This window comes from Halorubrum distributum JCM 10118 (genome assembly GCF_000337335.1).
GTDB lineage: Archaea > Halobacteriota > Halobacteria > Halobacteriales > Haloferacaceae > Halorubrum > Halorubrum distributum.
The window spans coordinates 85,292-102,330 of sequence record NZ_AOJN01000039.1 but is presented as its reverse complement, the minus strand read 5'-3'; the positions used below and the strand labels follow the sequence as shown (position 1 = coordinate 102,330).

At 71.2% G+C, this 17,039-nt stretch carries 18 protein-coding genes; 11 read left to right on the top strand and 7 right to left on the bottom strand.

The features are described from left to right. Positions 1-124 precede the first annotated feature (124 nt). From thsB to C466_RS06620, 3 genes are all read right to left on the bottom strand, one after another. A complete protein-coding gene (thsB, locus tag C466_RS06630) occupies positions 125-1,771 on the bottom strand; it encodes a thermosome subunit beta (protein ID WP_004598100.1) in 1,647 nt (548 codons plus the stop codon). 215 nt (positions 1,772-1,986) lie between these two features. Then, on the bottom strand, positions 1,987-2,511 hold the full coding sequence (locus C466_RS06625) for a hypothetical protein (protein ID WP_004598099.1): 525 nt from the start codon (positions 2,509-2,511) through the stop codon (positions 1,987-1,989). A 69-nt stretch (positions 2,512-2,580) separates the two neighbouring features. Next, positions 2,581-3,129 (bottom strand): DUF7523 family protein, encoded by a 549-nt coding sequence (locus C466_RS06620; RefSeq protein ID WP_004598097.1) that lies wholly within the window; start codon positions 3,127-3,129, stop codon positions 2,581-2,583. Positions 3,130-3,269: 140 nt separating this feature from the next. Between C466_RS06620 and C466_RS06615 the strand changes: the two genes are divergently transcribed. From C466_RS06615 to C466_RS06590, 6 genes are all read left to right on the top strand, one after another. Further along, entirely contained in the window at positions 3,270-4,139 is an 870-nt protein-coding gene (locus tag C466_RS06615; RefSeq protein WP_004598095.1) for a CbiX/SirB N-terminal domain-containing protein, read from the top strand. A 2-nt stretch (positions 4,140-4,141) separates the two neighbouring features. After that, complete coding sequence (locus C466_RS06610) at positions 4,142-5,335, top strand: DR2241 family protein (RefSeq protein ID WP_004598094.1); 1,194 nt, start codon at positions 4,142-4,144, stop codon at positions 5,333-5,335. 118 nt (positions 5,336-5,453) lie between these two features. Next, positions 5,454-6,260, top strand: a complete 807-nt coding sequence (gene pheA / locus C466_RS06605; RefSeq protein ID WP_004598092.1) for a prephenate dehydratase — start codon at positions 5,454-5,456, stop codon at positions 6,258-6,260. A gap of 168 nt (positions 6,261-6,428) precedes the next feature. Beyond that, complete coding sequence (locus tag C466_RS06600) at positions 6,429-6,923, top strand: fasciclin domain-containing protein (protein ID WP_004598090.1); 495 nt, start codon at positions 6,429-6,431, stop codon at positions 6,921-6,923. 100 nt (positions 6,924-7,023) lie between these two features. Continuing rightward, complete coding sequence (locus C466_RS06595) at positions 7,024-7,299, top strand: ArsR/SmtB family transcription factor (RefSeq protein WP_004598089.1); 276 nt, start codon at positions 7,024-7,026, stop codon at positions 7,297-7,299. Positions 7,300-7,354: 55 nt separating this feature from the next. After that, a complete protein-coding gene (locus C466_RS06590; RefSeq protein WP_004598087.1) occupies positions 7,355-7,714 on the top strand; it encodes a hypothetical protein in 360 nt (119 codons plus the stop codon). A gap of 29 nt (positions 7,715-7,743) precedes the next feature. Here the strand turns inward: C466_RS06590 and cysS are convergent, their stop codons facing one another. From cysS to C466_RS06575, 3 genes are all read right to left on the bottom strand, one after another. Further along, positions 7,744-9,225 (bottom strand): cysteine--tRNA ligase, encoded by a 1,482-nt coding sequence (gene cysS / locus C466_RS06585; protein WP_004598085.1) that lies wholly within the window; start codon positions 9,223-9,225, stop codon positions 7,744-7,746. Positions 9,226-9,700: 475 nt separating this feature from the next. Next, positions 9,701-10,963: a threonine ammonia-lyase gene (gene ilvA / locus C466_RS06580; RefSeq protein WP_004598083.1), complete on the bottom strand. Its 1,263-nt coding sequence runs from the start codon at positions 10,961-10,963 to the stop codon at positions 9,701-9,703. Positions 10,964-11,039: 76 nt separating this feature from the next. Continuing rightward, positions 11,040-12,425 carry a cryptochrome/photolyase family protein gene (locus C466_RS06575; protein WP_004598081.1) on the bottom strand — a complete coding sequence of 462 codons (1,386 nt, stop codon included), beginning with the start codon at positions 12,423-12,425 and terminating at the stop codon, positions 11,040-11,042. Between the two features lie 108 nt (positions 12,426-12,533). On the opposite strand from C466_RS06575, the gene C466_RS06570 reads away from it, so the two are divergent. The 4 genes from C466_RS06570 to C466_RS06555 all read left to right on the top strand — a co-directional run bounded on the left by C466_RS06570 (position 12,534) and on the right by C466_RS06555 (position 15,141). Beyond that, on the top strand, positions 12,534-13,076 hold the full coding sequence (locus C466_RS06570) for an Hsp20/alpha crystallin family protein (protein ID WP_004598079.1): 543 nt from the start codon (positions 12,534-12,536) through the stop codon (positions 13,074-13,076). A gap of 98 nt (positions 13,077-13,174) precedes the next feature. Continuing rightward, positions 13,175-13,588: an archaeal heat shock protein Hsp14 gene (hsp14, locus tag C466_RS06565; RefSeq protein WP_004598077.1), complete on the top strand. Its 414-nt coding sequence runs from the start codon at positions 13,175-13,177 to the stop codon at positions 13,586-13,588. Positions 13,589-13,688: 100 nt separating this feature from the next. Continuing rightward, positions 13,689-14,321 (top strand): protein-L-isoaspartate(D-aspartate) O-methyltransferase, encoded by a 633-nt coding sequence (locus C466_RS06560; RefSeq protein ID WP_004598075.1) that lies wholly within the window; start codon positions 13,689-13,691, stop codon positions 14,319-14,321. A gap of 49 nt (positions 14,322-14,370) precedes the next feature. Beyond that, positions 14,371-15,141 (top strand): protein-L-isoaspartate O-methyltransferase family protein, encoded by a 771-nt coding sequence (locus C466_RS06555; RefSeq protein WP_004598074.1) that lies wholly within the window; start codon positions 14,371-14,373, stop codon positions 15,139-15,141. Positions 15,142-15,171: 30 nt separating this feature from the next. Here C466_RS06555 and C466_RS06550 read toward each other — a convergent pair whose 3' ends face one another. Further along, positions 15,172-15,648, bottom strand: a complete 477-nt coding sequence (locus C466_RS06550; RefSeq protein WP_004598072.1) for a DUF7382 domain-containing protein — start codon at positions 15,646-15,648, stop codon at positions 15,172-15,174. A gap of 114 nt (positions 15,649-15,762) precedes the next feature. Here C466_RS06550 and C466_RS06545 point away from each other — a divergent pair, with 114 nt between their 5' ends. Further along, a complete protein-coding gene (locus C466_RS06545) occupies positions 15,763-17,025 on the top strand; it encodes an ATP-binding protein (RefSeq protein ID WP_004599612.1) in 1,263 nt (420 codons plus the stop codon). The last annotated feature ends 14 nt before the right edge of the window (positions 17,026-17,039 follow it).

Genomic DNA, 17,039 nt, shown 5'->3' with positions numbered 1-17,039 from the left:
CAGATTTCCGGCTCGCGGGTCGCTCTCGCTCACGGGACGATACGTCCCGTTCGCTTTTGGGGTCTCCCTCCGGTCGACCCCACTTGCTCCCCGCTCGCCGTTCGAGGTTCCTTCGGAACCTCGCTTACATCGCGCCGCCCATGCCGCCCATGCCGCCCATGCCGCCGCCGGGGGCGCCGCCCTCGTCGTCGCCGCCCGACGTCGAGAGGTCGCCCGCCGAGATGATGTCGTCGATTTTCAGCACGAGGTTCGCCGCCTCGGCCGCGGAGGCGATCGCCTGCTCCTTCGCGTGGGCCGTCTCGACGACGCCGGCCTCGGCCGTGTCGACGACCTCTCCGGCGAACACGTCGAGCCCGGCGTTCTCGTCGCCCGCCTCGTGGGCCGCGCGCAGGTCGACCAGCAGGTCGATGGCGTCGAGGCCCGCGTTCTCCGCGAGCACGCGGGGGATCAGTTCGAGGGAGTCCGCGAACGCCTCGACCGCGAGCTGCTCGCGCCCCTCGACGGAGTCGGCGTAGTCGCGCAGGCGGCGCGCGATCTCGACCTCGACCGCGCCGCCGCCGGGCAGGGTCCGGCCGTCGGAGACGGTCGTCGAGACCACGTCGAGCGCGTCCTGAATGCCGCGTTCGAGCTCGTCGACCACGTGGTCGGTGGTGCCGTACAGGAGGAGCGTGACGCCGTGGGCGTCCTCGCCCTCGACGTAGAACAGCTCCTCGTCGTCGTCGCGCTCGACCGAGCCGACCGCGAGGTCGTCGGCGGTGAGCGAGTCGAGGTCGGTGACGATCGGCGCGCCGAGGACGTTCTTCAGGAACGTCAGGTCGGACTTCTTCGTGCGGCGGACCGCGAGGATGCCCTCCTTCGCGAGGTAGTGCTGCGCGAGGTCGTCGATCCCCTTCTGACAGAAGACGACGTCCGCGCCGGACTCGACGATCGTGTCGACTTTCTCGCGGAGCTGCTTCTCCTCCTGATCGAGGAACTTCTGGAGCTGGTCCGGGGAGTCGACGTTGACGGAGGTGTCGACGTCCGCCTCCTCGACCTCTATCGGGTCGTTGAGGAGGAGGACGTTCGCGGACTCGAAGTCGGTCGGCATGTCCTCGTGGACCGCGTCCTTGTCGATCGCCGCACCGGTGAGCAGGCGGGACTCGCCCGCCGCGCGGCCGGTGCGCGTCTCGATGTTGAGGTTCGCCAGATCGACCACGTGGGAGCCGTCGTCGGCCTCGACGGTGACGCCCTGTACCGCGCGGACGACGAGGTCGGCGAGCACGTTCTTGTCCAGCTCCGCGCCCTTGCCGGTCATCGACGTCTCGGCGACGTTACGCAGCGTCTCCGTGTCGTCGGGGTCGACGGCCGTCGCGACCTCGTCGACCTGCTCGCGGGCGTACTCGCTCGCGAGGTTGAACCCCTTGATCACCGCGGTCGGGTGGATGTCCTGTTCGAGGAGGTCCTGCGCGTTCTTCAGCAACTCGCCCGCGATGGCGACCGCGCTGGTCGTCCCGTCGCCGGCCTCGTCCTCTTGGGTCTCGGCGACCTCGACGACCATCTCGGCGGTCGGGTTGTCGATGTCCATCTCCTGGAGGATGGTGACGCCGTCGTTGGTGATGGTGACGTCGCCCATCGAGTTGACGAGCATCTTGTCCATCCCTTTCGGTCCGAGCGTCGAGCGGACGGATTCGGCGACGCCGCGCGCCGCGGAGATGTTGTACTCCTGTGCGTCCTTGTCCTGGACGCGCTGGGCGTCCTCGCCCATAATGATCATCGGCTGGCCCTGCTGCATTCGCTGACTCATACAGCGTTTGATTGATTGTGATTCTATATAAATCTCTCGGTGAGGGGCGACCGGACGCGCTCGGCCGTCGCCGGCGACTCTCGGCGAAAACCGCACGACACCGCGGTCATCTATCCCGGTTCATGCGGGAAGTTAGCATTGATCTATTTTGCTTCGAGAACGCCGTTTCGCCCTGGTTTATATACTTCTTCCGCGGCGGCTCGTCACCCCGGGATCCCGCCGGCGAGGAGCGCGGCGTCGACGAGCAGCAGGACGGCGAGGCCGCCGCTCGCCAGCAGGTAGGGCCGAGCGACGGACGCCAATCGGGCGGATCCGGGGACGCCCCCGACTCCGGCGAGCGCGTCGACCGGGAACCCCTCGGCCATGTACCGGCCCCACCCGAGGTCGGGGTCGATTTCGCGGCGCATCCGGAGGACGCCGAGCTCGACGAGCCCGTTCATGACGCCCCACAGCGACAGCATCGCGAGGACGGCCCACCCCCGGCCGGTCGTCGCGAGGAGATCGAGCGGCGTGTACAGCCGCCAGACCATGTACGCGCCGGTGACCGGCAGGACGACACCGGTCCAGCGCGTGAGCATGAGGAGCCGGTGCGCGGCGTCGACGAACGCGGCGCGACCGAGCGTCCCGTCGGTCGCCCGCGGCAGGGTCGCGTAGACGACGTACAGCGTCGCGCCGGTCCACAGCGCGCCGGAGAGCACGTGGAGGACGAAGGCGGTCGTGAGCAACACGGGATCGTATGGGCACGAGAGCGGGAAAAAGGCCCTCCCGGACAGGATCGGTTCGGCCGCGGCGGGCGGTTAGCTCTCCGCGACCGGCACCGCGTCGAGCGCGGCTTCGACCACCCGCACCGCGCTCGCGCCGTCGCGCCGCGGGACGACGCAGACGAGCGCGTCGCCGGCCACGCCCGCGGCCCCGACGTCGACGTCCGCGGCGGCGAGCCGACCGAGCGCGTCCGCCAGCGCCGCGGCGTCGGCGTCGCCGGTCGCGAGGATCGCCGTGCGGTCGCCGCCGTCGACGACCGCCGCGTCGCCGACCCGGAGGAGGGCGTCGGCGTCGTCCGCGCCGGAGTCGCCGGCGCCCGCGTCCGCCGCGTCGTCCGCGTCGTCGACCACGCCTACGCCGCTCCGCATGGTGACGCTCGCGGTCCGGGACTCGGTCTCGTACGCCGGCAGGTCCTCCCGAAAGCGGCGGAGCGCGGCCGCGATCGCGTCCGGATCGCCGTTGAGGTCGGCCCGCTCGGCGAGCCAGGTCGCGGCGGCGCTGTGGTTCACCAGTCCGGCGCGGAGCGCGTCGCGGACGAACGGGTGCGCTCTGACCGCCTCGCGCGTCTCGGCTGCCAGCGACATGCGCGGGGCTGCGCGTTGGGCGGGCAAGATCGTTTCGGTCCGGTCGACGGACGCGCGGACCGCTCGCCGCCGACCGTTCGGCGTTCTCGTCGCCTCGCAGCCTCCGAAGTCCCTAAGAGCGGCGCGGCCCCAGCACGGGTATGCAGTCGCTCGTCATCGTCGCGCACGGCTCCCACCTCAACCCCGAGTCGAGCGCGCCGACGTACGACCACGCCGACACGATCCGAGCCACCGGTGCCTTCGACGAGGTCCGCACCGGCTTCTGGAAGGAGGAGCCGCACTTCCGAGAGGTGCTCCGCACCGTCGAGGGCGACGAGGTGTACGTCGTCCCGCTGTTCATCTCGGAGGGGTACTTCACCGAGCAGGTGATCCCCCGCGAGCTCCGGCTCGCCGGCTGGGACGTCTCCGAGTGGGACTCCGACGGCCTCTCGGCCGACCAGGCGACCCTCGTCGCCGAGGACATCGACCGCGAGGTCCACTACTGCGGCCCGGTCGGGACCCACCGCGCGATGACCGACGTGATCGTCCGGCGGGCGGAGTCCGTGACGAACGACGCCGACGTGGGCGACGGGTTCGGGCTGGCGGTCGTCGGCCACGGCACCGAGCGCAACGAGAACTCGGCGAAGGCGATCGAGTACCACGCCGACCGGATCGCCGAGCGCGACCGCTTCGACGAGGTGAAGGCGCTGTACATGGACGAGGACCCCGAGGTCGACGACCTCCCCGAGCACTTCGAGAGCGACGACGTCGTCTTGGTCCCCCTCTTCATCGCCGACGGCTACCACACCCAGGAGGACATCCCGGAGGACGTCGGGCTCTGCGAGGACCACACCGAGGGGTACGACGTGCCCGAGACCGTCGACGGCACGCGGATCTGGTACGCGGGTGCGGTGGGCACCGAGCCCCTGATGGCCGACGTGGTCTTGGAGCGGGCGGCCGACGCCGGCGCCGACCTCGGGACCGCGCTCGACGACGTGCGCGAGACGACCCGCGTCGCCACGGGGGACTGACCGTGGCCGACTCCACCCCCGCGACCGACGGCGGCGAGGCGGTCGACGACGAGGCGGGCGACGACGGGACCGCGACCCCGGAGATCGACCTCCCGGGCGACGCGTTCGACGCGGTGCTCGACGCGCTCGACGACCTCGACCCGGGAGAACCCCTCCGGTTCGAGGGGTTCAGCGTCGCCCGCGACGACGAGGGGGGATACGTCCTCGCCGACGGCGGTCGGCCCAGGCCGATGGACGAGCGCGAGCTTCACGAGGCGCTCACCGAGCGCGCCGCGGCCGTCACCGATTGGTACGCCTTCGAGCGCGTCGTCGGCGAGTTCGGCCCGCGCCGCGCCTTCCTCCGGTGGATCGAGGACGCCGACGGCGAGACCGTCGCGACCCGGTACGCGGCGCTCGCCGAGGGGATCGAGCGCGCCTGGGGCGAACTGAAGATTACGGCGACGGTCACCGATCGCGGGGAGCGCCGCTACGACGTGCGCCACGCCGACGACGCGGACGTCTCGGTCGACGACTTGGAAGCGCACGAGGATCCCCTCGACGCGCGCGACCTGGTCACCTTCGACGAGATGGGGCGATACCGCCCCCTCAAGACGGCGCCGTCGCTCGCCGGCGGGTGGGTCTTCCCCGATCTGGGGCCGCGCGACCTCTACGAGACGGTGGAGACGATCTACCCCGCGACGGTCGCCAACTGGCACCGCGAGCGCGAGGGCGAGCTCGACGTGACCCACTGGCGCGAGACGATGGAGCGCCAGTCCGGTATCTACGGCGTCGTGAAGACGTGGGACCGCGGCGAGGGCCACGAGCACGTCGACTGGGTCGCCGAGGCCTGCTGCGACGACTCGCAGTGTCTCAAGCGCCGAGAGTGGGAGTACGACGAGGACACCGACCTCGACGTCGACGGCGGCGACGGCGTCTTCCCCTGTCGCGAGCCCTGCTCCGTGGTGGTGTCGGCCGCGCGCAAGTGGACGCGGCTGGAGAGCGAGCAGCCGCGGACCTACGAGTTCGAGCTGACGCCGAGCGAGAAGGAGCAGGTCGAGGCTATCATCGACGCGGTCGCCGACGGCCGGACCGACGAGATCCGCGAGGCGGACACGAAGGAGGGCGCGAACCGCTACCGCGCGCGCTTCCTGCGGGCGAAGCGGTTCGACGACGAGGGGAACCTCGGCGGCGTGCCGACCGACCCGGACGAGGAGTGACTCTCCGGCGGGACCGCGACGAAGCGAGCCAGGCTGACGTGCGGGACCGCACCCGCCCGCCCCGGAAACATCGCCGCGCCCCGCAGGCTTTTCTCACCGCCCCCGGTACGGTACGGTAATGAACGCCGTCACGCTGGGTCCCGCCGGCACGTACTCGCACCGCGCCGCTCGCTCCGTCGCCGCCGAGGTGTCGTTCCGGGAGTCGGTCACCGCCATCGTCGACGCCGTCGCGGCCGGCGAGTTCGAGCGCGGCGTCGTCCCCATCGAGAACAGCATCGAGGGCTCCGTCACGGAGAGCCTCGACGCGCTCGCCGACTACGACGTCTCGGTCACCCGCGAGGTCGTCACGCCGATCCGGCACGCCCTCCTCGCGCAGGACGACGCGTTCGAGGTCGTCGCGAGCCACTCGCAGGCGCTCGCGCAGTGTCGCAACTGGCTGGAAACGAACTACCCGGACGCCGGCCTCGAAGCGGTCGCCTCCACGGCCCGCGGGGTCGAGCGCGCCCGCGAGGACGCCCGCGTCGCCGGGATCGGGCACCCGGACAACGCCGGCGACGACCTCTCGATCCTCGCGGCGGACATCCAGGACCGCACCTCCAACGCGACCCGGTTCCTCGTCGTCGCGCCCGAGTCCGCGCGCTCCGACGCAGGCGGGAAGACCACGCTGATCGTCTACCCGAACGCGAACTACCCCGGCCTCCTCTTGGAACTGCTGGAAGCGTTCGCCGACCGCAACCTCAACCTCTCGCGGATCGAGTCGCGCCCGAGCGGCGAGCGCCTCGGCGACTACCTGTTCCACTTCGACGTGGACGCCGGCCTCTACGAGGACCACATGGCGAAGGCGGTCGGAGACGTGGAGGCCATCGCGGACAACGGGTGGGTGAAGGTGCTCGGCTCGTACGACACCGAGCACGTGCTGGACTGAGTCTCGCTCCCGATCGCGGCGCCGCTCCGGCGCCGCTTCCGCCCGCTCGGTCGTCGGGTGACGCCGGCAATACCGACGCAGATTTGGGTCTCTTTCGTGCCGAATGCGGGTTGCTTTCACCAAATTGTTGAATACATACTGAAACGTCCTCCCGGACGGGTTCATCCCATGAACGCAAACAGACGGACGGTACTGAGGGGCGTCGGAGCGGGAACGGCGACGCTGCTCGGCGGCGTCGGCGCGGCCGCCGCAAAGCCGCCGAGCCAGGGCGACACGATAGTCGACGTGGCGGTCGCCGCCGACGGGTTCGATGTGCTCGTCGCAGCGGTCCAAGAGGCCGGGCTCGTCGACACGCTGAGCGGGAACCGGCAGCTGACGGTGTTCGCCCCGACGGACGAGGCGTTCGACGCCGCCGGGATCACGGCCGACAACGTGGGCGACGTCGACGACGAGTTCCTGACCGACGTGCTCACCTACCACGTCGTGCCGGGTCGCCGGAAGGCGAACTCGATCGTCAACGCCGACAGCGTCCCGACGCTGAACGGCGCGACGGTCGACGTCGACGGGACCGTCCTCAACGACGGTCAGGCCGAGATCGTCGAAACGAACATCGAGGCCTCGAACGGCGTCATCCACGTCATCGACGGCGTGTTACTGCCGTAGGCGGGCTCTCGACCGATGCCCCCGCTGACGGTACGTCCTCCTCCATGCGCCGTGTGGCTATCCCCGCGCTTAATAGCCGCTCTCCCGATGGGTACTGTCGATGGAGCCGGTTCTCTGGCAGGTGTTGGCCGGGACGCGCGGCGGCCCGAACCGGGCTCGCCTGCTCCGCGCGCTCGACGAGCGCCCGCGGAACGCCAACCGGCTCGCCAAGGACCTCGACCTCGCGTACAAGACCGTCAGACACCACCTCGACGTGCTGGAAGAGAACGGCGTGATAGAGAGCACCGACCAGAACTACGGTGCCGTTTACCTCCCCACGGACCGGACCCGTACGCACTGGGACACCGTCGAGGAGATCATCGACCAACTGGAATGAGCATAACATATCTCCCGAACGCAGCGACCGACCGCCGAACCGGAGGGCACGCGGCATGACCGCGACCCTCGGCGTGACGACGCCCGAACTGACCGCGACCATCGACGTAGCGACGGCCGTCATCGCGACGCTCGGCGGCGCGACGCTCGGCGTGGCGCGGGTCGCCGCGGCGCTGAACATCCTGCTGCTGCTCGTCCTCGTCGGCATTTGGGGCCGGAACTACCTCGAGATCCGGTCGAAACACACCCTCGGCTCGGCGGTGTTCGCGCTCTTCCTCCTCGCCGAGAACGCCCTGGCGCTGTTCTACTACCTGAACCCGCCGCAGATGTCGACGCCCGCGCTCCGGGCGATGATGTACCTCCAGATCTTAGAGTTCGTCGGCATCGCCTTCCTCGTCTACGTGACTTGGGACTGAGCCGGGTCTGTCCCCCGGGCCAAGTCGCGCTACTCGAACCGGTACGTCGCGCCGTCCGGGCCGTCCTCGATCTCGACGCCGACCTCGCGGAGCGCGTCGCGGAGCTCGTCGGCGCGCTCGTAGTTGCCGGCCTCGCGCTCGGCCTCGCGCACGTCGAGGACGAGTTCGACCAGCTCGCCGGCGAGGTCGACGTCGCCGTCGCTCGGCGATTCGAACTGGAGCCCGAGCACGTCGCCGCCGAGGTCGTCGAACGCCTCGACCGCCTCGCGGAGGCCGCGGTAGTCGTAGGCGGCGTCGCCGTTGGCGTCGATGTGTCGGTTCACCGCGTCGGTGAGGTCCAGGAGCGCCGCGGTCGCCTCCCGGAGGTTGAGGTCGTCGTTCATCGCGGCCGCGAAGTCGTCGCGGGCGGTTTCGACCGCCGCGCGGAGGTCGTCATCCGCCGCTTTCGCGCGGGCGTCGGTCGAGTCGAGCGCGTCGACCGCGCGGTCGTAGGTGCGCGAGAGGCGCTCCCAGCGCTCCTCGGCCTCGGCGATCGTCTCCTCGGTGAGCGCCTGCTCGGAGCGGTAGGCCGCGCCGGCGTAGAAGGTGCGGACGACGTTGACGCCGAGCTCCTCTAAGGCGTCCGGGACGGTCCAGAAGTTGCCGATAGAAGAGGACATCTTCTCGCCGTCCATCTCTAGGAGGCCGACGTGGAGCCAGTGCCGGGCGAACGCCTCGCCGGTGGCCGCCTCCGACTGCGCGATCTCGTTCTCGTGGTGCGGAAAGACGAGGTCGCGGCCGCCCATGTGGATGTCGAGCGTGTCGCCGAGGTGCGTCGTCGACATCGCCGAGCACTCGACGTGCCAGCCCGGGCGCCCCTCGCCCCACGGCGACTCCCACGTCTCGCCGTCGGGCGTCTCCGCCCCGTGGTCGTGTTTCGCGTGCTCTCGCGCCGCGGTCTCGCTCACGCCGTCCGCCTTCCAGAGGGCGAAGTCGGCGGGGTTGCGCTTCTCCGAGCGCTCGTCCGGCTCGCCCTGCGCTTCGAGCGCGTCGAGGTCCTGGTTCGAGAGCTTCCCGTACTCCTCGAAGCGCGTCACGTCGAAGTAGACGGAGCCGTTCGACTCGTAGGCGTACCCCCGCTCGATCAGGGTCTCGACGAGGCCGACGATCTCCGGGACGTGTTCGGTGACGCGCGGGTACACCTCGGCGCGCTTCAGGTTCAGCCCGCGCATCGCGTCGAAGACGCTCGCCGTGAACGTCTCGGCCACGTCGCGCTCGGCGGCCCAGTCGTCGCGCTCGCCGACCCGGGCCGTGATCTTCTCGTTGACGTCGGTGACGTTCTCGACGTGGCGCACGTCGTACCCCTCGTGTTCGAGCCACCGGTGGAGCACGTCGGCGTGGAACCACAGCCGGGCGTGGCCGAGGTGGGGGTCGTCCGACACCGTCAGGCCGCAGACGTACAGCGTGACGTCGCCGTCGGCCGTGAACTCGACGCGCTCGTCTTCCAGGGTGTCGGTAACGACGAGACTCATTACGACGTGGTTGCCGAGGTGAGCGTTTTAAATCGTCGGATCGAGCGAGACGACGAGGACGGCTAGTCTTCCGACGGTTCGTCTGTTCGGGTGTAGACAGTCGATGTCGACGGCGGACAGGTGGCAAACGCCGCTAAATACCCAGCCATTCGCTTATAAAAGGCCGACCGCGGATCGGCGGCGAACACCTCCAAAGCCCCAGTCGCGAGGGGCCGTACGCTCGCTGCGCTCCTCGCTCAGTCACTCCGTTCCTTCGCTGCGGTGCTTGCGTCGCCTACGGGCCCCTCGCGACTGCCCCTTTGAGTCCCACCCGCCCGCGACCGCACCGCAGCCTCACACCTCCCCAACCTCGTCAGTCGCCGTCGCTTCGCTCCGGCGACTGACTCCCTCGCGCGCGCTCCTCGTCGGCCGCCTTCGGCGGCCACTCGGAGGCACGCGCCACCGCAGTTCTATTTATAAATAACGACCCTCTCCCTCACTCTACCCGCGTCGTCCACTCGACCTCGTACCCCGCCTCGCGCACCGCCGACAGGACGCGGTCGACGTGGGCCGGGCCGTTCGTCTCCACCTCGAACACGAGGTCGGCGTCGCCCACCGGTAGGTCCGGGCGGCTGCGCTCGTGGCGCACCGTCCGGATGTTCGCGCGCTCGCCGCCGATCAGGGTCGCGATCTCGCCCATCGTCCCGGGCGTGTCGTCGATGCGGACGGAGAGCTCGATCAGCTGGTCGCGGTCGACGAGGGCGTGGGTCACCACCTCCTTCAGCGTCGTCACGTCGATGTTGCCGCCACAGAGGAGGGGAACGACGGTCTCGCCGGCCAAGTCCAGCCCGTCGACCGCGTCGTCATTTAAAAGGGCCGCCGCGGCGGTCGCGCCCGCGCCCTCGACCATCTGCTTCGCGCGCTCTAAGAGCAGCAGGATCGCGTTCGCCACGTCGTCGTCGCTCACGATGACCACCTCGTCGAGGTGCTCCTCCAGAAGCTCGAAGGTGAGGTCGCTCAGCCCGCCGGTCGCGATGCCGTCGGCGATGGTGTCTGGCTCGTCGCGCGTCACGAGCTCGCCGGCCGCGAGGCTCTCCGAGAGCGTCGACGCGCCCTCGGTCTGGACCCCGACGACTCGCGTCTCGGGCACTCGCGCCTTGATCGCGGTCGCGACGCCTCCCGCGAGCCCGCCGCCGCCGACCGGGACGAGCACGGTGTCGAGGTCGGGCACTTGGTCGAGCACCTCCAGCCCGAGCGTCCCCTGTCCGGCGACCACGTCCGGGTCGTCGAACGCGTGGACGAACCGCGTTCCGGGGTCGTCGGTCAGCGTCCGGGCGTGTTCCATCGCCTCCGGGAACGCGCTCCCGCGGAGCACGACCTCGGCGCCGTACGCGCGGGTTGCCTCGATCTTCGCCGCGGGCGCGGACTCCGGCATCACGATCGTCGCGTCGATCGCGGCGTCCGCCGCCGCCAGCGCCACCCCCTGCGCGTGGTTGCCCGCGCTCGCGGCCACGACGCGCTCGACCGCGGGGTCGTCGGCCCCCGCACCCGAACCGGCGACCGCCCGCGAGATCGCGTTGTACGCGCCGCGGGTCTTGAACGAGCCGGTGCGCTGGAGGTGCTCCATCTTCAGGCGCACGTCGGCGCCGCATCGGTCGCTCAGCGACCGGCTCCGCTCGACGGGCGTGCGCTGGACGATGTCGGTGCCGGCGAGCCGCTCGGCGGCGGCCTCGACGTCGTCGATCGTGACGGGGGACATGGGCGCGGTGTTCGCCCGGTCCCCGCAAAAGAACTCGGTTTCGGAACGCCGATACGGACGAACTGCCGTCCCGGCCTCACCGCTTGCCGAGCGCTTCCTCGAAGACGCGCTGCGCCCGTTCGTACCCCTCGTTCCGGTCGACGATCGGGTGCGGGTACTCTGGCGCCAGCGCCTCGCGCTCCCCTCGCGAGAGGGTCGGCCAGTCGACGACCTTCTCCGCCGGCACGTCCGCCAGCTCCGGAACGTACGCCTTCACGAAGCGCGCGTCCGCGTCGTACTTGCTCATCTGGCTCACCGGGTCGAAGATCCGCACGTCGACGGAGTCGGTTCCTGTCGAGGCCGTCCACTGCCACGCGCCGTGGTTCGAGGCGTAGTCGTGGTCGATCAGCTGCTTCGTGAAGTAGCGCGCGCCGCGCCGCCAGTCGATCAGGAGGTGTTTCGTCAGGAAGCTCGCGACCACCTGCCGCGGCCGGTTGTGGATGTACCCCTCCGCGTTCAGCTGTCGCATCCCGGCGTCGACGAGCGGGTAGCCGGTCTCGCCGCGCGTCCACGCCTCGAACGCGTCGTCGTCGTCGCGCCAGGCGATCTCGTTCGGGAACGACTTGTAGTTCGAGACGGCCAGCTCCGGGTTGTAGTACAGCAGGTGGTACATCTGCTCGCGCCACGACAGCTCGTAGCGGTACTTGTCGACGTTGCGGCGCTCGGAGCCGGTCGCGGCGTCGTACGCGTCGCCCGCGTCCGCCCACAGCTCCCGGATCCCGATCGCTCCCGTTGCGAGGTACGGGGACATCCGCGAGACCGCGTGCGTCGGCGCCTCCACCGCCCCCGCGAGGTCGTCGCGGGTGTCGTTGTAGGACCGAATCCCGCCTTCGAGGAACTCGTCGAACCGCTCGCGTGCGGCGTCGTACCCCGCGTCCGGGAGGTCGATGTCGGCGTCGGGCTCGGGGACCGTCTTCCCGTCGCGCACGTCGGCCAGCGCGTCCCGACCGGGCTCCGCGTACGGCCCGCGCTTCGGAACGGCGTCCCAGTCGTCGTGAAACTGGCTGTGGTTCGGGTAGCGCTCGTCCAGCCGCCCGGGATCGATCAAGACGAGGTCGGTCCGCGACTCCGTCTCGACGCCCGCGCCGGTGAGCGCGTCCTCGACGGCCCGCCCCCGGTTACGGCGCGCCGGTCGGTAGTGGTCGTTGTAGTACACCGCCTCGGCGTCGTACTCGTCGGCGAGGTCGACGAGGACCTCGTCCGGGTCGCCGGCGCGGACGACCAGGTCGCTCCCGAGTTCGCGGTACCGCGCCTCCAGCCGCTTGATGTGTCGGAGGAAGAACGCGCGTTGACGCGCGCCGATCGTCGCGAGCAGGTCGGAATCGTAGACGAACGTCGGAACGACTTCGCCCTTCCGGGCCGCGGCCGCGAGGCCGGCGTTGTCCCGCGTCCGCGCGTCGCCTCGGTGCCAGAACAGGCGCATACGATCGCCTGGGGCGCGAGCGGATAGTGTCTGTCGCCGGGTCGTCTCGTCCGCCGCCCGCCATTCCGCCAGTACGTTCAAGACGCTCCGTCTCGAATCCTGACCCGTATGACACGACGCGATCCCTTCGACGAGATCGAAGACCTGCTCGAACGGATGGGCCGCGAGTTCGAGGAGCTCGGCGGCACGCTGGAGGGGACCGGTCCCGAGGTCCCGCGGTTCCCCGGCGCCCGCGACGTCGACGTCGACGTGATCGAGGACGACGAGGCGGTCACCGTCGTCGCCGACCTCCCCGGGTTCGACGCCGACGACGTCGACGTCGAGTTCCGCGACGACGCGCTCGTCATCACCGGATCCCGCGAGGAGGCGACCGAGTTCGACGTCGCCGGCGCGGACGCGGGCGACGACGACGGCGGTGAGGCCGACGCGGACGCCGCGGACGCCGCCGGCGACGGCGCACACGAGGCCGACGACGAGGTCCGCTACCACCGACGCGAACGCCGCCTCCGGTCGGTCTCCCGCCGGATCCCGATCCCGGAACCGGTCGAGGCGGACGCGGCGACGGCCTCGTTCGACGCCGGCGTGCTCACCGTCACGCTCCCCAAGCGCTCGCCCGACGACGACCGCGGGCACACGATCGACGTCAGCTGAGCCTCGGACGCGTCGCTCGGGATCGCCATTTTCCGCCGCGACCGCGAGATAGCACGCGTCACTCGCTGTTTAATACCTCACGGCGCCTTTCTGTTGGTATGAACACGACGAATCCCTTCGACGAGATCGAGCAGTTCCTCGGCCGCACGCCTTTCGCGGGCGACCGAGCCTGGGGCCGCGACCTCCGGACCGCCGACATCGACGTGGCCGAGTACGACGACGAGCTTGTCGTGATGGCCGACCTCCCGGGGTTCGACCGCGACGAGATCGACGTTCGCGCCCGCGACGACCGGCTCACCATCGCCGCCGAGCGCGACGCGGAACGCGAGGACACGGGCCGACGATACCTCCGACGCGAGCGCCGCCACGAGTCCGTCACCCGGACCGTCGACCTCCCGCGGACCGCCCGTCACGAGGACGCCACCGCGTCGTACCGACACGGCGTGCTCACCGTGACGGTCCCGCTCGACGCCGTCGACCCCGACGAGGGGCACCGGATCGACGTGAACTGAGCGGGTCGACGCACCCGGGGTCGAACCGCGCGCCCGATTTTTCACGCACTCGATTTTTTCGGCCGATGCTTTCTCCACACTCCCCGTGCTAACTACCCGCATGAACGACGCCGACCCCGCGGCCGCCAGGCGCGAACTGGTGAGCGCGCTCCGCGACCACCTCGACGCGAGCGAGCGGACGCTGTCGGAGATCGGCGCGGTCCCGCGCCACGAGTTCGTCCCGGAGCCGCAGCGCGCGTCGGCGTACGCCGACCGGCCGCTCCCGATCGGCCACGACCAGACGGTCAGCGCGCCGCACATGGTCGTACTGATGACCGACCTGCTCGACGTCGAGCGCGGCGACCGCGTCTTCGAGGTGGGGACCGGCTGCGGCTACCACGCCGCCGTCGTCGCCGAGATCGTCGGTCCGGGGAACGTCTTCTCGGCCGAGCGCGTCCCGGAACTGGCCGCCGCCGCCCGCGAGCGCCTCGACCGCCTCGGCTACGACGTGACCGTCGCGGCCGCCGACGGCCGCGAGGCGTTCGCCGACGAAGCGCCGTTCGACGCCGCCTACCTCACCTGCGCGGCGCCCGAGTCCGTCCCGGACGCGATCGTCGACCGCGTCCGGACTGGCGGCCGCGTCGTCGCCCCCGTCCGTCAGGGCGGTCGCCAACGGCTCGTCCGACTCACGGTCCGCGAAGACGGGATCGACCGCGAGGACCACGGCGGCGTGCGATTCGTCCCGATGCGGTAGTCGGCCCGCCGAACGCACGGTTTTAGAGGACCGAGCCCCGAGAGCGGTCATGGACGACGCGTCGCTCAGGGCGGACATGATCGAGGGGCTCGAACACCAGATCGGCGAGCCGATCGAGCCGCCCGTGCTGACCGCCCTCCAGCGCGTCCCGCGCGACCCCTTCGTCGACGACTCGCCCCGCAACGGCGTCGACGGCGACGACCCGCACTCGCTCTCGCTCCCGACGCTGGTCCGCCTGATCACCGCCCTCGACGCCGAGGAGGGCGACTCGGTGCTCGTCGTCGGCGCGGGGGTGGGCTACTCGGTCGCGATGCTCGCGGAGATAGCCGGCGCGCGCCGCGTCCACGCGGTCGACATCGACCGGTCCGCCGTCCACGCCGCGCGGTCGAACCTCGACGCGGCCGGCTACGGCGCGGTCCTCGTCGACCGCGCGGACGGCGCCGACGGGCTCCCCGCGTACGCGCCCTACGACCGGATCCTCCTCGAAACCGCCGTCGTCGAGCCGCCGCGTTCCCTCCGCGAACAGCTTGCGTCCGGCGGCCGGATCGTCTACCCGCGCGGCGCTGGGGTCCAGACGGTCGCGGCGATCGAGCCGTCGCCCGCCGCCGACTCCGCTCCGGACGAGGACCCGGCGCCGGCGGGGTTCGAGACGGTCGAGACGCACGGGCCGGCGCGGCTCCAGCCGATGCTCGTCGACGGCGAGCAGCCCGGGGCGGAACGGAACCGGACCCGACGCGAGGACGCCGAGCGCGCCGAACGCGGGCGTCAGCGTCGGCACGGCTGGGAACAGGACTGGATCGACTGGGACGAGCGGCTCTGAAAGGCCCTCTCGCTCGCGTCGCTCGCGGCGTCACTCCTCGACGACGAGCACCTCGGTGTTCCCCCGCTCGTCGACGTAGTCGCCCTCCGCCGGCGGCTTGATGTCGATCGTGAGCGTCCCGTCGGCCTGATTGGGTCCGAGTTCGGGGTCGACGTCGACCGTCGCGACCCCCTCTCCGTTCGTCTTCGCGGTGACGACGCCGTCGATCCGCGCGGAGCCGCCGCGGACGATGACCGTCGCGTCCGCGACGCGGGAGCCGTCGGGGTCGACGACCGCGACGTCGATCGACTGGTCGCCGGGCGTGGTCACCTCCGGCTGCGGCTGCGCGTCGAGCTCGGTCGCGGCCAGCCCGTCGATGTCGCCGATCATCCCCATCATCACGCTGAGGCTGGCGACGCCGACGACGAGCGCGATGACGAGTCGGACCGGCAGCCCTTCGATCGCACGGGTGTCGGTGCTGAACGTCCGGCGGTTCGCGGCGCGCGAGTCGTGTGTTCGATCGGACATACGGCCCGCTGGCCGCGGCATCGCTTATAAAGAGTCGGACGAAGCCGGACGGGAGGCGACCGACGTTCGCGGGGGCGTTCGCGGCCGCGAGACTCGCCCGACCGTTTTTATCCGATGCCGCGGCCACCCGACCGCGTGTACGTGCTCGGCCGCGACAAAGCGGAGTTCGACCGCGACGACGGAACCGGCCCCACGGGCGAGTCTCGCCGCGACGCCGAACCCGACACGGACGACGACCGCCCGCCTCACACCGCCCGAATCGGCTCCTTCCTCGCTCGCGACGGGAGCGCCGGCGCGGCGGTCGGCGTCGACCTCGACCGGCCGCACGCGGGGGTCGTGTTCGGGAAACGCGGGACCGGGAAGTCGTACACGCTCGGCGTCCTCGCGGAGGAAATAGCCGACGCCGACGGCGTCGCACCGGTTATCGTCGACCCGATGGGCGTCTTCGGCGGCCTCGAGGCGGCCGGCGGCCGCGTCGTCGACCCCGCGGTCCGCCCCGCCTCCATACCGCCCTCGACGTGGCCGGACCTGCTCGGACTCGACCCGGCGAGCGGCCCCGGGAGCCTCGTCTGGCGCGTCGTCGCGGACGCGGTCGACGGCGGCTCTTCGCCCTCGCTCGCGACGCTCCGCGAGGCGGTCGACGCCGCCGACGCTCCGGCCGAGACGCGGCGCGCCGCGGCGAACCACCTCCGGCTGGCCGACTCGTGGGGCGTCTTCGACGGCGACGCACCGCCGGTCGCGTCCCTCGCGGCCGACGGCGACCCCTCCGTCCTCGACCTCGCCGGCGTCCCGGACGCCGCCGCATCGGCAGTCGTCCGCGCCGTCGCTCGCGGCCTCTACGACGCACGGGTCGCTGGCAGTCTTCCGCGGCTCCCGTGGCTCCTCGTCGACGAGGCGCACGCCTTCTTCGGCGGGGNGGCAGTCGTCCGCGCCGTCGCTCGCGGCCTCTACGACGCACGGGTCGCTGGCAGTCTTCCGCGGCTCCCGTGGCTCCTCGTCGACGAGGCGCACGCCTTCTTCGGCGGGGTCGCGGACCCGGCCCTCCGGACGCTCCTCACCCGGGGGCGCGCGCCCGGCGCCTCGCTGGTCTGTGCGACCCAACGGCCGGCCGCGCTCCCGAGCGTCGCCGTCTCCCAGTCCGACCTCCTCGTCTCTCACCGCCTGACGGCCGCGCGCGACGTCGACCGCTTGGCCGAAGCCGAGGCGACGTACCTCGCGGGCGACCTCGCCGCGCGGTTGCCCGAGGGCGTCGGCGAGGCGCTCGTAGTCGACGACGCCACCGAGACGGCCCACACGGTCCGGATCAGAGAGCGGCGAACGCCGCACGGAGGGGAGAGTCCGCGCGCGAGCCGGCTGTCGGACTCGGAGCGCCAGTAACGCGGTCCAGAACG